Source organism: Neohoeflea coraliihabitans, assembly GCF_019334345.1.
GTDB classification, from domain to species: domain Bacteria; phylum Pseudomonadota; class Alphaproteobacteria; order Rhizobiales; family Rhizobiaceae; genus Pseudohoeflea; species Pseudohoeflea coraliihabitans.
Genome location: NZ_JAHWQX010000003.1, coordinates 113892 through 127886 on the forward strand (window position 1 = coordinate 113892; position 13995 = coordinate 127886).

General features: G+C 64.3%; 11 protein-coding genes. 9 read left to right on the plus strand and 2 right to left on the minus strand.

The features are described from left to right. Positions 1-53: 53 nt before the first annotated feature. The 9 genes from KY465_RS11620 to rpe all read left to right on the plus strand — a co-directional run bounded on the left by KY465_RS11620 (position 54) and on the right by rpe (position 11545). Positions 54-998 carry an ABC transporter permease gene (locus KY465_RS11620; protein ID WP_219201880.1) on the plus strand — a complete coding sequence of 315 codons (945 nt, stop codon included), beginning with the start codon at positions 54-56 and terminating at the stop codon, positions 996-998. Next, positions 998-2959, plus strand: coding sequence for a dipeptide/oligopeptide/nickel ABC transporter permease/ATP-binding protein (locus KY465_RS11625; RefSeq protein WP_219201881.1), 1962 nt, complete (start codon positions 998-1000; stop codon positions 2957-2959). The genes KY465_RS11620 and KY465_RS11625 overlap by 1 nt, the downstream gene beginning before the upstream one ends. Continuing rightward, positions 2952-3980 (plus strand): ABC transporter ATP-binding protein, encoded by a 1029-nt coding sequence (locus KY465_RS11630; protein ID WP_219201882.1) that lies wholly within the window; start codon positions 2952-2954, stop codon positions 3978-3980. Before KY465_RS11625 ends, KY465_RS11630 begins: the two co-directional genes overlap by 8 nt. Continuing rightward, on the plus strand, positions 3977-4750 hold the full coding sequence (locus tag KY465_RS11635) for a FadR/GntR family transcriptional regulator (protein ID WP_219201883.1): 774 nt from the start codon (positions 3977-3979) through the stop codon (positions 4748-4750). The genes KY465_RS11630 and KY465_RS11635 overlap by 4 nt, the downstream gene beginning before the upstream one ends. Continuing rightward, entirely contained in the window at positions 4747-5694 is a 948-nt protein-coding gene (locus KY465_RS11640) for an acetamidase/formamidase family protein (RefSeq protein WP_219201884.1), read from the plus strand. The genes KY465_RS11635 and KY465_RS11640 overlap by 4 nt, the downstream gene beginning before the upstream one ends. A gap of 175 nt (positions 5695-5869) precedes the next feature. Next, positions 5870-7645, plus strand: coding sequence for an N-acetylglutaminylglutamine amidotransferase (locus KY465_RS11645; RefSeq protein ID WP_219201885.1), 1776 nt, complete (start codon positions 5870-5872; stop codon positions 7643-7645). 11 nt (positions 7646-7656) lie between these two features. After that, the gene (ngg, locus tag KY465_RS11650) at positions 7657-9519 is read left to right on the plus strand and encodes an N-acetylglutaminylglutamine synthetase (protein ID WP_219201886.1); all 1863 of its coding nucleotides are present in this window, start codon (positions 7657-7659) and stop codon (positions 9517-9519) included. Next, positions 9500-10684, plus strand: a complete 1185-nt coding sequence (locus tag KY465_RS11655; RefSeq protein ID WP_219201887.1) for an osmoprotectant NAGGN system M42 family peptidase — start codon at positions 9500-9502, stop codon at positions 10682-10684. Before ngg ends, KY465_RS11655 begins: the two co-directional genes overlap by 20 nt. Before the next feature lie 186 nt (positions 10685-10870). After that, a complete protein-coding gene (gene rpe / locus KY465_RS11660; RefSeq protein ID WP_428982997.1) occupies positions 10871-11545 on the plus strand; it encodes a ribulose-phosphate 3-epimerase in 675 nt (224 codons plus the stop codon). Between the two features lie 12 nt (positions 11546-11557). Here the strand turns inward: rpe and purU are convergent, their stop codons facing one another. After that, positions 11558-12451 (minus strand): formyltetrahydrofolate deformylase, encoded by an 894-nt coding sequence (gene purU, locus KY465_RS11665; RefSeq protein ID WP_219201888.1) that lies wholly within the window; start codon positions 12449-12451, stop codon positions 11558-11560. Between the two features lie 39 nt (positions 12452-12490). Further along, positions 12491-13993, minus strand: coding sequence for a CoA-acylating methylmalonate-semialdehyde dehydrogenase (locus KY465_RS11670; protein WP_219201889.1), 1503 nt, complete (start codon positions 13991-13993; stop codon positions 12491-12493). Positions 13994-13995 lie beyond the last annotated feature (2 nt).

The following is a 13995-nucleotide window of genomic DNA, read 5'->3' on the forward strand; positions in this document are numbered from 1 at the left end:
TCCACCGGAGTGCCCGGCCCCTCCGCGGCCGGCGCCAGAACGGGGCGAACAAAGTGGGCCTATACATTGCAAAGCGGCTGCTGGCCGCCATCCCGGTGCTGTTCGGGCTGACGATCATCGTCTTCGTCATCATGGCGCTGATCCCCGGTGACCCGGCGACGGCCATTCTCGGCTCCTACGCCACACCCGAAAATGTCGCCAAGCTGAACAAGGACCTCGGCCTCGACAAGCCGATGGTGCAGCAATATTTCATCTGGCTCGGGAATCTGTTCCAGGGCGATCTCGGCCGCTCCTACACCCTCAACCGGCCGGTGCTCGACGAGGTGATGGAGCGCTTCTGGGCGACGCTGATCCTGGCCGGCAGTGCCTTGGTGCTGTGTTCGATCCTCGGCCTGATAGCCGGCGTCATCTCGGCCGTGCGGCAGTTCTCCTGGGCCGACAAACTGATCACCTTCATCGTGCTGATCGGCATCTCGACCCCTTCCTTCTGGCTCGGCCTGCTATTGATCTTGGCGTTCTCGGTGCAACTCAAATGGTTTCCGGTCAGCGGCATGTACGCGATCTATGGCGGCGGCGGCCCGCTCGACCTACTGCATCACCTGTTCTTGCCGGCCGTGACGCTGGCGGCGGTGGCGACCGGGGTGATCGCCCGCCTGACACGCACGGCCATGCTTGAGGTGCTGCGCCAGGACTATATCCGCACGGCGCGCGCCAAGGGATTGTCGGAACGGCGGGTGATCTACCGGCACGCGTTCAAGGCGGCACTGGTGGCGGTGATCCCGGTGATCGGCATCCAGGCCGGCTTCGTGCTTGGCGGCGCGGTGTATATCGAGACCGTGTTCCAGTGGCCGGGCATCGGTTCGATGCTGGTCAAGGCGATCTCGACCCGCGACCTTCTGCTCGTGCAGGGCGGCGTGCTGGTAGTGGCGGCGGCCTATGTGCTGTTCAACCTGGCGGCGGATGTCGTGCAGACCCTGATCGATCCGAGGTTGCGCTGATGAGCGATCAGGCGGCAGTGAGCACCGGCCAGCAGCCGGAAAAACGGCGCAAGAAGGACCGCAAGGGGCGTCCCTCGGTCCTGCGGCTGCTTCTCAACAATCAGCTGGCCACGGCCGGGCTGGTGATTTTTTCGCTTATCGTGCTGGTGGCGGCGCTGGCGCCAATCCTGCCGCTGCCCGATCCCGATGCCACGGCGCCAGCCGACCGGCTGCAACCGCTGTTCAGTGCCGGTCACCTGCTTGGCACCGACGCCCTGGGCCGGGATATCCTGTCGCGGCTGATCTGGGGGGCGCGCGTATCGCTGGCCGTCGGCATCTCGGCGACGCTGATCGCCGCCTTTTTCGGCTCGCTGATCGGGCTGTTGGCCGGCTATGCCGGAGGGCGCACGGATACACTGCTGATGCGCGGCATCGACATGGTCATGGCCTTTCCCTACATCCTGCTGGCGCTGGCGATCGTCGCGGTGCTCGGGCCGGGTCTGCTGAACGCGCTCTATGCCATTGCCGTGGTGAATGTGCCCTTCTTTGCGCGCAACATCCGCGGTATCGCGCTCGGGCTGTCGCGGCGTGAATTCGTCGATGCGGCTCGGCTGTCGGGCAAGTCGCATGCGCAGATCCTGTTCGGTGAGGTGCTGCCGAACGTGCTGCCGGTGATCATCATCACCATGTCGACAACGATCGGCTGGATGATCCTGGAAACGGCCGGCCTGTCATTTCTCGGGCTCGGCGCGCAACCGCCGCAGGCCGATCTCGGTTCGATGCTTGGCGAGGGGCGCAAGATCCTGTTCACCGCGCCGCATGTCTCGATCGTCCCCGGACTGATGATATTCGTTCTAGTGATGAGCATCAATCTGCTTGGCGACGGGGTGCGCGACATCCTTGATCCGCGCCTGAAATCCGGCTCGCTGACCCGTCCGACGGCGCGCACCGCCGTCGAGCGCAAAAGCGTGCCGGCCACCGATGTGCGCGGCGAGGATGCCGTCCTCGACGTGCGCGGGCTGAAGACGGAATTCGAGATCGGTTCTTCGGTCTACCGGGCAGTCGGCGGTGTTGATCTGAAGATCCGCAAGGGCGAGTGCCTTGGCCTCGTCGGCGAATCCGGCTCAGGCAAGTCGGTGTCGGCCATGTCGATCATGGGGCTGGTGCCGACACCGCCCGGCCGCATTGTCGGCGGGGTGGCGATGCTGGGCGACGAGGATCTGTTTTCGGCGTCCGACGAGCGCATCCGGCAATTGCGCGGCGGCGCGGTCTCGCATGTTTTCCAGGATCCGTTGTCGACCTTGCATCCGCTTTACACGGTCGGCGATCAGCTGATCGAGGCAATCCGCGCGCACCAGCCGCTTTCACACGCTTCGGCGCGGCAACGGGCGGCGGAACTGCTGGCGACGGTGCGTATCCCCAATCCCGAGGAACGGCTCAACGCCTATCCGCACGAATTGTCCGGCGGCATGCGGCAGCGCATCTGCATCGCCATGGCGCTCGCCAACGCGGCGGACGTGATCATTGCCGATGAACCGACAACGGCACTGGATGTGACGGTGCAGGCGCAGGTGCTGTCGCTGCTGGCGGCGCTGCGTCGCGATCACGACACGGGCATCCTGTTCATCACCCATGATTTCGGTGTGGTCTCGGCAATCTGCGACCGGGTGGCGGTGATGTATGCCGGCAAGATCGTCGAGACCGGCACGACCGAAGAGATCCTGGCTGATCCAAAACACCCCTATACGGGCAAGCTGATCGATTGCGTGCCGGTGCTCGGACAGCCGGAGCGGCGGCTCGATGCCATCGAGGGCCGGCCGCCGGTGGTCAATGCCTTGCCGCCGGGCTGCGCCTTCGCACCGCGCTGTCCGCGCGCCCAGCCCGATTGCCTGCAGGGCGAGATCGCCATGCGCGATTTTGGCCCCGAGCGCGGCGCGCGCTGTCTGCACCCGCTCGGTGAAGAAGGATCCGCCGATGTCTGAACCCAGCCAGGAACTCGCCGCTCAGCCCGCAGAGCCGCTGATGCAGCTTGATGCGGTCGAGCGGACCTTCGGCGGCGGGCGAACCCTGTTCGGACAGCCGCGCCCCGCCGTGCATGCGGTGCAGGGCATCTCGTTTGACGTCAAGCGTGGCGAAACGCTCGGCATTGTCGGCGAATCGGGCTGTGGCAAGTCGACCCTGGCGCGCATGCTGACCGGGCTTGACCGTCCGACCGGCGGACGGATTACCTTCGAGGGCGAGGATCTGGTGGCGCTGATCAAGTCGGATCACCGGGCGGTATCGCGCAAGATCCAGTATGTCTTCCAGGATCCGCTGGCCTCGCTCAATCCGCGCAAGACGATCCGCACCATCCTCGAAGCGCCGCTCATTCATCTGCTAAAGCTTGGCCGGACCGAACGCCGGGAGCGGCTTGAAACGCTGATGCAGGCGGTCAATCTGGCGCCGGAATTCCTCGACCGCTACCCGCACGAGTTTTCCGGCGGCCAGGCCCAGCGCATCGGCATCGCGCGGGCGCTGGCCGCCGATCCGGACCTGATCGTCCTTGACGAGCCGGTCTCGGCGCTCGACGTCTCGGTGCAGGCGCAGGTGCTGAACATCCTTGCCGATCTGAAGCGGCGTTTCGGACTGACCTTCCTGTTCATCAGCCACGATCTGTCGGTGGTCGAAAGCGTCAGCGACCGCGTGGCGGTGCTGTATTTCGGTCAATTGGTGGAAATGGCACCGGCGCGGCAATTGTTCGGTCAGCCGCGCCATCATTACACGCGGCTGTTGCTCAATTCGGCACCGGCGCCGGGGCGCCGCAATCTCGATGCCGGCGATGCCGAGAGCGAATTGCCCGATCCCTTCAACCCGCCGCCCGGCTGCCCGTTTTTCGCCCGCTGCCCGGCGGGGACACAAATCTGTCAGGCCGAGATGCCGGCGCTCTGTCCGGCGCCCGATGCGCCGGAGCATCTGGCCGCCTGCCACCATCCGGCCGGAGACGACAGGGATCCGGGGCCATGATCAGGGACGGTGCGGCGGCAGCGCCGGCGCGCGAACGCAAGCGGCGGCGACCGGACCAGACGGCCGACCGACTGCGCGAGCAGATCATCGCCGCCAATCTGCAGCCCGGCAGCCGGGTGCCCGGCGAATGGATCGACCCGCAGACCCTCGGCGTGTCGCGCGGCACGGCGCGCGAGGCCCTGAAGATCCTCGCGGTGCAGGGGCTGGTCGAAAGCCGCAGCGGACCCGGCGGAGGCGTGTTTGTCGCCGCCGTGCGCACTGACGATGCCATTCGCATGCTCGACAATCTGTTCCTGTTCGAGGCGCCGACGATCGCCGACATCTATGCATTGCGCAAGGTCATCGAGCCGGAACTGGCCGCCAGTGTCGCCGGCCGGCTGTCGGAAACCGATCTTGCGGCGCTGCACGCGACAATCCGGCTTTACGAGGATGAGCCGGCTACCGCGGCGGACGAATATCAGCAAAGACTGGCCGAACTTGATTTCCACGCGGAACTGGCGCGGCGCTCGGACAACCGGGTGCTCGGTTTCATCTGCATCTTCATGGTCAGCCTGCTGCGGGACATGACCGTCTGCCGCGAGATCTACCACACGCGCAATCCTAGCCTGCGCGAGAGCGGCCTGACCTATCAGGTGCAGTTGCTGCGGGCGATCAAGGCCGGGCGCAGCAAGGAGGCGCGCGATATCATGGCGCGGCACATGGTGGAGGCGGAAGCCTATATGCTCGACATGGCGCAGATCCGGCGGCGGGGGGCGGGCACAACCTCATGACGCATCGCCACTATGCGCATACTCTGCATGCCGGGCAGTGCCACTATGGCTGGGACAACGCGCTTGCGCCGGTGCAGATCGTACCTCCGGGCGAAACGCTGCTGTTTCACTGCAAGGATGCTTCCGACGGGCAGATCACCGCGACGAGCACCTCGGACTGCCTGGCGCGGCTTGATGCGGCGCGCACCAATCCGGTCAACGGGCCGGTGTTCATCGAGGGCGCCATGCCCGGCGATGCGTTGAAAGTGACGATCGGCGCCTTCACTCCCTCGGGGTTCGGCTGGACCGGGATCATACCCGGCTTCGGACTGCTTGCCGATCAGTTCCCGGTGCCGAAACTGCATCTGTGGCACTACGATACCAAGCTGAACGAACCGGCAGCGTTCTCACCTTATGGGCGGGTGCCGCTGATGCCGTTCGCCGGTACGATCGGCGTGGCGCCGGCCGAGGCCGGACGACATGACATCATCCCGCCGCGCCATGTGGGCGGCAACATGGACATGCGCGAATTGCGCACAGGCAGCATTCTCTATCTTCCCGTCGAGGTCGAGGGCGCGCTGTTTTCGATCGGCGACACGCATGCGGCACAGGGCGATGGGGAAGTGTGCGGCACGGCCATCGAGAGCGCCATGGATGTCGAGATCACGCTTGATGTCGTCAAAGGCGGGGCGCCGCGCTTTCCGCGCCTGACGACCTTGAGCGCCGATCCGCGCCATTTGGACCGGAACGGGGCGGAGGTGACGACCGGGATCGGACCGGATCTGATGGCGGCGGCACGCGATGCGGTCAGCGGCATGATCGACCTTCTCTGCGGTTCCTACGGCATGGCGCCGGAAGATGCCTACATGCTGGTCTCGGTGTGTGCTGATCTGCGACTGAGCGAAGTGGTCGACGCCCCCAACTGGGTGGTTTCGTTTCACATGCCCCGCAGCATTTTTGACTAGGTCGCACCGCGCATAAAAAACGGCATCCGGCGGCTGGCAGTGCATTTGATTTCCCTGCCGGCGTGCCCTAGTTTGCATCCAGTCACGACAAACCGGAGGTGTGGGGCAAGCCGCACCTTTTTTTATATGCGGCGAACGCCCCGGCGCGCCGCCAAAAAAGGATGACCAACGTTCAATGTGTGGAATTGCCGGAGAGATCCGCTTCGACGGACGTTTTGCCGATGCCACTTCGGTGACCAGAATGCTCGATGTGCTGGCGCCGCGCGGCCCGGATGGGTCAGGCGTATTTGCGCGCGGACCCATCGCCTTTGGCCACCGCCGTCTGAAAATCATCGACCTGTCGGATCATTCGGCCCAGCCGATGGTCGATTCGGCGCTCGGGCTGACGATCTCTTTCAACGGCTGCATTTATAACTATCCCGAATTGCGCACTGAACTGGAAGAAGCGGGTTACACCTTCTTCTCGCACGGGGACACGGAAGTGATCCTCAAGGCCTTCCACAAGTGGGGTGATGCCTGCGTCGAGCGCTTTCACGGCATGTTCGCCTTCGTCATTCAGGACATGAACAGCGGCGTGGTGACGATGGCGCGCGACCGGTTCGGCATCAAGCCGCTCTATCTGGCGCCGAACGGCAAGCGGTTGCGCTTTGCCTCGTCGCTGCCGGCGCTGGTGGCGGCCGGCGATACGGATACGGAGATCGACCGGGCGGCGCTGCACAATTATATGAGTTTTCACGCCGTGGTTCCGCCGCCGCGCACCATCCTGAAAGGCGTGCGCAAGCTTGCGCCGGCAACCATCCGGCGCATCGAGGCCGACGGCAGCAGCCGCGAGCGGCGCTACTGGCAGCCGATCTATGAACGCCGCGCCGAGGACAGCGGGCTGAGCCGCGAGGACTGGCGCGACCGGGTGCTCGACGCGCTGCGGCTGGCGGTGCGCCGGCGCATGGTCGCCGATGTGCCGGTCGGCGTGTTGCTGTCGGGCGGCGTGGATTCTAGCGTCATTGTGGGGCTGCTTGCCGAACAGGGCCAGCATGATCTGAAAACCTTCTCGATCGGGTTCGAGGAGGCCAATGGAGAGAAAGGCGACGAGTTCGTCTATTCCGACCTGATCGCCAAGCATTTCAAGACCGACCATCACAAGATCTTCGTTCCGGCGGCCGAGTTGATGCAGCATCTGCCCGATACGATCCGGGCGCAGTCGGAACCGATGGTCTCCTATGACAATATCGGCTTTTTCCTGCTGTCGCGGGAAGTCGCGAAACACATCAAAGTGGTGCAGTCGGGGCAGGGCGCCGATGAGGTGTTCGGCGGTTATCACTGGTATCCGCCGCTGCAGACGAGCAACGACGTTGTCGGCGACTATGCCAAGGTGTTCTTCGACCGCAGCCACGCGAAGCTGGCGACGCAATTGTCGCCCGAGTGGATGGCGGACCAGGACGAGAGTCTCGAACTGGTGCGCGCTCACCTGATGGCGCCGGGAGCGGCGACGGCTGTCGATCGTGCCTTGCGGCTCGATTCCGAGGTGATGCTGGTCGATGACCCGGTCAAGCGCGTCGACAACATGACGATGGCCTGGGGGCTCGAGGCGCGGGTGCCGTTCCTCGATCACGAACTGGTTGAACTGGCGGCGCGGGTGCCGCCGGAACTGAAACTGAACGATCAGGGCAAGGGCATCTTGAAGGATGCGGCACGGCTGGTCATCCCGCACGAGGTGATCGACCGCAAGAAGGGCTATTTCCCGGTTCCGCAACTGAAATACATCCAGGGCGAATTTCTCGACATGGTCCGCGATGCACTGACATCGCAGAAGGCGAAGGAACGCAACCTGTTCCAGACGGCGTGGCTCGACCAGCTTTTTGCTGATCCCTCCGAGCATATCACGCCGCTGCGCGGTTCCGAGCTCTGGCAGGCGGCCCTTCTGGAAATGTGGTTGCAGACCCACGATTTTTGAGGAGCCGGCCGATGTCCGACGACGACAAGCCGAACACGTCGCAGCGATCCGAATCGCGCCTGCAGCGCGAGGGGCGAAAGGGCGCCGGCCACCGGCTGAAGCGCTTGCGTGAGCAGGGTCTGAAGCCACCGATCTCGCCGCATGGCGCGGAGAGCGCGCACGAGGTGCGTTCGAACTACGTGCTCGATTGCGGGTGGGGACGGCTGGCTTTCGGGCAAACCTTTCACGAGGCGGATGCGCTGGTCGGCGCCTTGCGCGAGGAGCGCGGCGACACCCGCGACATCGCCATTTATGTGCGCGACCCGCATGTGCTGCTGGCCAGCGCGCCGAATGAGCTGTTTCTCGATCCCTCACACACGTTCCGGCTCAATCTGCCCACCTACCGGGTCTCGAAAAGAATGCCGAAGGGCTATTTCATCCGCCGCCTGACGTCGCGCGAGGATGCCCAGGCGATCAACCGCATCTATGCCTCGCGTTCGATGGTGCAGATCTCGCCGGATTTCTTCTGGTCGAAGCGCGATGCGCGCGTGCTGACCTATTTCGTTGCCGAGGATGAGCGCACCGGCGACGTGATCGGAACCGTGACGGGGGTCGATCATGCCCGGGCCTTTGGCGATCCGGAACGCGGTTCGTCGCTGTGGTGCCTGGCGGTCGATGCGCAGGCGCGGCATCCCGGCATCGGCGAGGCGCTGGTGCGGCGGCTGGCGGAATTTTTCCAGGCGCGGCAGGCGGCCTACATGGATCTGTCGGTGCTGCACGACAATGAACAGGCGATCAAGCTCTATGAAAAGCTGGGTTTTCAGCGCGTGCCGTATTTCGCCGTCAAGCGCAAGAACCACATCAACGAAAACCTGTTTACCGGTGGTGAAGCGGAGGAGGGTCTCAATCCCTATGCGCAGATCATCGTCAAGGAGGCGCGGCGGCGCGGCATCCATGTGGAGATCATCGATGCGGAGGGCGGGCTGTTCCGCCTGACCCAGGGCGGCGTTTCCGTCCGCTGCCGCGAGAGCCTGAGCGAACTGACTAGTGCCGTGGCGATGTCGATCTGCGATGACAAGACCGTGACGCGACGGACGGTGGCGCGGGCCGGCGTGCGGGTTCCGGCACAGATCATGGCGTCGGCCGGCGACGCGGCGGTGGCGGATTTTGTCGCCAAGCACGGCGCGGTCGTCGTCAAGCCGGCGCGTGGCGAGCAGGGGCGCGGCATCTCCATCGGCCTGACGCAGCCGGACGAGGTGCGCGAGGCCATCAAGGAGGCGCGCCAGCATGCCGACAGTGTCATTATCGAGGAAATGGTGCGCGGCAAGGATTTGCGCCTGGTGGTGATCAATTACCGCCTGGTCGCCGCGGCCATCCGCCTGCCGCCCAAGATCATCGGCGACGGGCGCAGCAATATCCGCGAGTTGATCGAGGCGCAAAGCCGGAGGCGCTCGGCGGCCACGGGCGGGGAATCGGAGATCCCGATCGATGCGGAAACCGAACGCACGCTGCTGGCGGCGGGGCGAAGCTTCGAGGATGTACTCGAGAGCAACGAGGAACTGACGGTGCGCAAGGCCGCCAATCTGCACACCGGCGGAACGATCCATGATGTCACCGACATCGTGCACCCGCATCTGGTCGAAGCGGCGGTGCTGGCGGCCCGGGCGATCGATATCCCTGTGTGTGGCATTGATCTGATGGTGACGTCACCGCGGTCCGTGGACTATGCTTTCATTGAAGCCAATGAACGGCCGGGTCTGGCCAATCACGAACCGCAACCGACAGCCGAGAGGTTCATCGACCTCTTGTTCCCGCTGTCGATGCCTCTGGCGGCGCGCCAGGCGTTGCGCAAGAACCTGCAGGCAGGGAGGACTGATGAGCCGTCTGACGATTGACAATGAGTATCTGCAGACCACGCTGAAGGCATTGCTGGACATCCCAAGCCCATCAGGGTTCACAGACACCATCGTGCGGTTCGTCACGCGCGAGCTCGAAGCTCTCGGGCTGGAGCCGGAACTGACCCGGCGCGGGGCAATCCGGGCCGTGCGCCAGGGATCGCGGCGCAAGGGCGCGCGGGCCATCGTCTCGCATCTCGACACGCTCGGCGCGCAGGTGAAGTTCCTGAAGGCCAATGGCCGGTGTTCTGTGGTGCCGATCGGCACCTGGTCGTCGCGATTCGCCGAAGGGGCGCGGGTGACGGTGTTTTCGGAAAAGGGCAGCTACCGGGGCACATTGCTGCCGTTGAAGGCATCGGGGCACACCTTCAACGAGGAGATCGACACCCAGCCGGTCAGCTGGGAGAATCTCGAACTGCGCGTCGATGCGCTGTCACGCAACGCGCTGGACCTCGAAAAACTGGGGATCGAGATCGGTGACATGGTCGCCGTCGACCCGCAGCCGGAATTCATCGAGAACGGCTATATCGTGTCGCGCCATCTCGACAACAAGGCCGGTGTGGCGCTGATGCTGGCGGCGCTCAAGGCCTTGCAGAAGCACAAGGCGGTGACGCCGGTCGACGTGCATTTCCTGTTTACGGTGGCCGAAGAGGTGGGCGTCGGCGCTTCCTCCATCCTGACGCCGGAGGTCGCCTCGATGATTTCGATCGACAACGGCACGACGGCGCCGGGTCAGAATTCCGATGAGTTCGGGGTCACCGTGGCGATGGCCGACCAGACGGGGCCATTCGACTATCACCTGACCAAGAAACTGGTCGGGCTGTGCCAGGACAATGAGGTGCGCTACCAGAAGGATGTGTTCCGCTACTATCGGTCGGATTCCGCCAGCGCGGTGGCCGCCGGGGCGGATGTGCGAACGGCTCTTCTGACCTTCGGGGTGGACGCCTCGCACGGTTACGAGCGCATTCACCTGCATGCGCTGCGCTCGCTGGCGGAGCTGATTACCGCCTATGTGCGCTCGCCGGTGAAGATCAAGAGCGATTTCGAGGAAACGCTGCATGGGGCGGAAGGCTTCACGCGTCAGAAGCTGGGCGAGGAGCCCGAGCAGGCGGAGCAGGACCTGTCGCCGGATGTCGAGGACGAGACGCTGGGGCCGCAGGCCTGATCAGCAGAGCGGTCCTTTACGCGGAATTGCACACGAAACGGGCTGTACGCGCGGCGCGCGGATGGCTATAGGCCTCGCTCATGGTCGGCCGGGCTGCTGAGCCCGGCGCCGCGCACAATCACAACGGGTTGCGGGTCACACTGGCCATGAGGCGTGTGACGCGCCGACGAACGGGAGACTTCACTGATGAGCCGGACCCTTATCGCCCCCTCGGTGCTCGCCTCGGATTTCTCGCGCCTGGGCGATGAAATCGAGGCCGTGGCGCGGGCGGGCGCCGACTGGATTCACCTTGACGTGATGGATGGTCATTTCGTGCCGAACATCACCTACGGTCCGCCGGTGATCAAAGCGGTTCGCGATCGCACCGACAAGGTGTTCGACTGCCATCTGATGATCGAACCCTGCGATCCCTATCTTGCCGCCTTCGCGGCGGCGGGCTGCGATATCATCACCGTGCATGCCGAGGCGACGCGGCATCTCGACCGGTCGCTGCAGGCGATCCGTGATCTCGGCAAGAAGGCCGGCGTTTCCCTCAATCCCTCGACGCCGGAAAGCGTCATCGAATATGTGCTCGACCGCCTCGACCTGGTGCTGCTGATGACGGTCAATCCCGGCTTTGGCGGGCAGAAATTCATCCCGGCGGTGGTCGACAAGGTGGCGCGCGTCAAGGCGATGATCGGCGAGCGGCCGATCGATATCGAAATTGATGGCGGCGTGACGGCAGAGACCGCACCGCTGGTTGCCGCTGCCGGTGCCAATGTGCTGGTCGCCGGTTCGGCGGTGTTCAAGGGCGGCAGCGAGGCTGCCTATCGCGACAATATCGCGGCGATTCGCGCGGCCTCGGACGCGGCGATGGGCTGAGCGCCCGCCCGCCTAGCCCATGCGGTCTGAGGCATAGGCGCCGGGACTGGGCGGGAAGACGATGACCCGGTCGCCATTGACAAAGGTGCGCTGCTGGATGTGGGCGTGGATGGCGCGGGCCAGCACCTGGCTTTCGACATCGCGGCCGATCGTGATGTAATCGGCGGCGCTCTGGGCGTGCGTGACGCGCGCGGTTTCCTGCTCGATGATCGGCCCCTCGTCGAGATCGGCGGTGACGTAGTGCGCCGTCGCTCCGATCAGTTTGACGCCGCGCTCATAGGCCTGCTTGTAGGGATTGGCGCCCTTGAAGCTCGGCAGGAAGGAGTGGTGGATGTTGATGATCCGGCCCGACATTTTCTTGCAGATGGCATCGGACAGGATCTGCATGTAGCGGGCCAGAACGATCAGTTCGGCGCCGGACTCCTCGACGATCTCCATCATCCGCGCTTCGGCCTTCTCCTTGTTGGCCGGCGTGACCGGCACATGGTGGAAGGGGATGTCGTGATTGACGACCTGCTTCTGATAGTCGAGGTGATTGGAAATCACGCCGACAATATCGACTTTCAGGGCGCCGATGCGCCAGCGATACAAGAGATCGTTCAGGCAATGGCCGAAGCGCGAGACCATGATGACGACCTTGGTGCGCTGGGCGATGTCATGAATGGCGAACTGCATGGAGAAGCGATCGCTGATCTCCTCGAATTTTTCGGCCAGTTCCTCCCGCGCGATGCCGCCCTCGGAATCAAACGAGACGCGCATGAAGAACGCGCCGGTGACCTCGTCATCAAACTGCGATGAATCGGTGATGTTGCATTTCATCGCCGCCAGATAGGTTGCAATGGCGGCGACGATCCCGCGCTGCGACTGGCAGCTGACGGTGAGCACATAGGAGGGGTGGGGCGTCATCAACGGTTCCTTGTGGCTGCTGCGACGCCCCCACCAGTGCTAGCCCAGTGTCGGCATCTTGAATTCCGGGTCGACGCGCTGACCGGTCGGCCAACGCACCGTGGTGGTCTTGATGCGGGTGAAGAAGCGCACTCCCTCCATCCCGTGCATGGCGTGGTCGCCAAAGATCGACGCCTTCCAGCCGCCAAAGGAGTGGAAGGCCATCGGCACCGGGATCGGCACATTGACGCCGACCATGCCGACCTCGATGTCCTGCTGGAAGGCACGGGCGGTATCGCCATCGCGGGTGAAGATCGCCGTGCCATTCGCATAGGGGTGTCCGTGGATCAGATCGACCGCGTCCTGATAGCTGGTGCTGCGGACCACTGACAATACTGGACCAAAAATTTCGTCACGATAGATGGACATATCCGGCGTCACCTTGTCGAAAAGCGACGCGCCGACGAAAAAGCCGTTCTCATAGCCCTGCTTGTCGACCGAGAAACCACGACCGTCGATCACCAGCTCGGCGCCTTCCTCGACGCCAGCATCAATGTAGGAGCGCACCTTGTCGCGGTGCTGTCCGGTGACAAGCGGGCCCATTTCGCTGTCGGCATCCATGCCGGGGCCGATCTTCAGCGCCTTGATCTTCGGAACCAGCGTCTCGATCAGGGCGTCGGCGGTCTTCTCGCCGACCGGGACGGCGACCGAGATGGCCATGCAGCGCTCACCGGCCGAGCCATAGGCTGCGCCCATCAGCGCGTTGGCCGCGCCTTCCATGTCGGCATCCGGCATGATGACCATGTGGTTCTTGGCGCCGCCGAGCGCCTGGACGCGTTTCCCGTTGGCCGTGCCTTGGGTGTAGATGTACTGGGCGATCGGCGTCGAGCCGACAAAGGAGACGGCCTTGACGTCGGGATTGGCGAGGATCGCATCGACGGCAACCTTGTCGCCCTGGACGACGTTGAAGACGCCGTCGGGAAGGCCGGCCTCCTTGAGCCATTCGGCGATCAGCAAGGCGCAGGAGGGATCGCGTTCCGACGGCTTGAGAACAAACGTGTTGCCGCAGACGATCGCGACCGGGAACATCCACATCGGCACCATCGCCGGGAAGTTGAAGGGGGTGATGCCGGCAACGACGCCGAGGGCCTGGCGGACGTTGAAGCTGTCAACGCCGGTGCCGACATTCTCGGAGAAATCGCTCTTGAGGAAGGTTGGCGCCCCGGTGGCGAATTCCACGACTTCCAGACCGCGGGTGACTTCGCCCTGGGCATCGTCGAAGGTCTTGCCGTGCTCGGCGGTGATCAGGGCGGCCAGCTGATCGAGGCGGTCCCAGAGGATCATCTTGAACCGGTCAAGGATGCGGGCGCGGCGCAGCGGCGGCGTCTTCGACCACTCCGGAAACGCTGCCTTGGCAGCGGCGACGGCGGTGTCGACGTCACTTGCGGCGGCAAGGATGACTTCCTTCTCGGCGGCGCCGGTGGCCGGGTTGAACACCTTCTGGGAGCGCTCGGCGTCTCCGCGGGTCTTTTCGCCGTTGATGAAATGCGTGACGGTTTCCATGG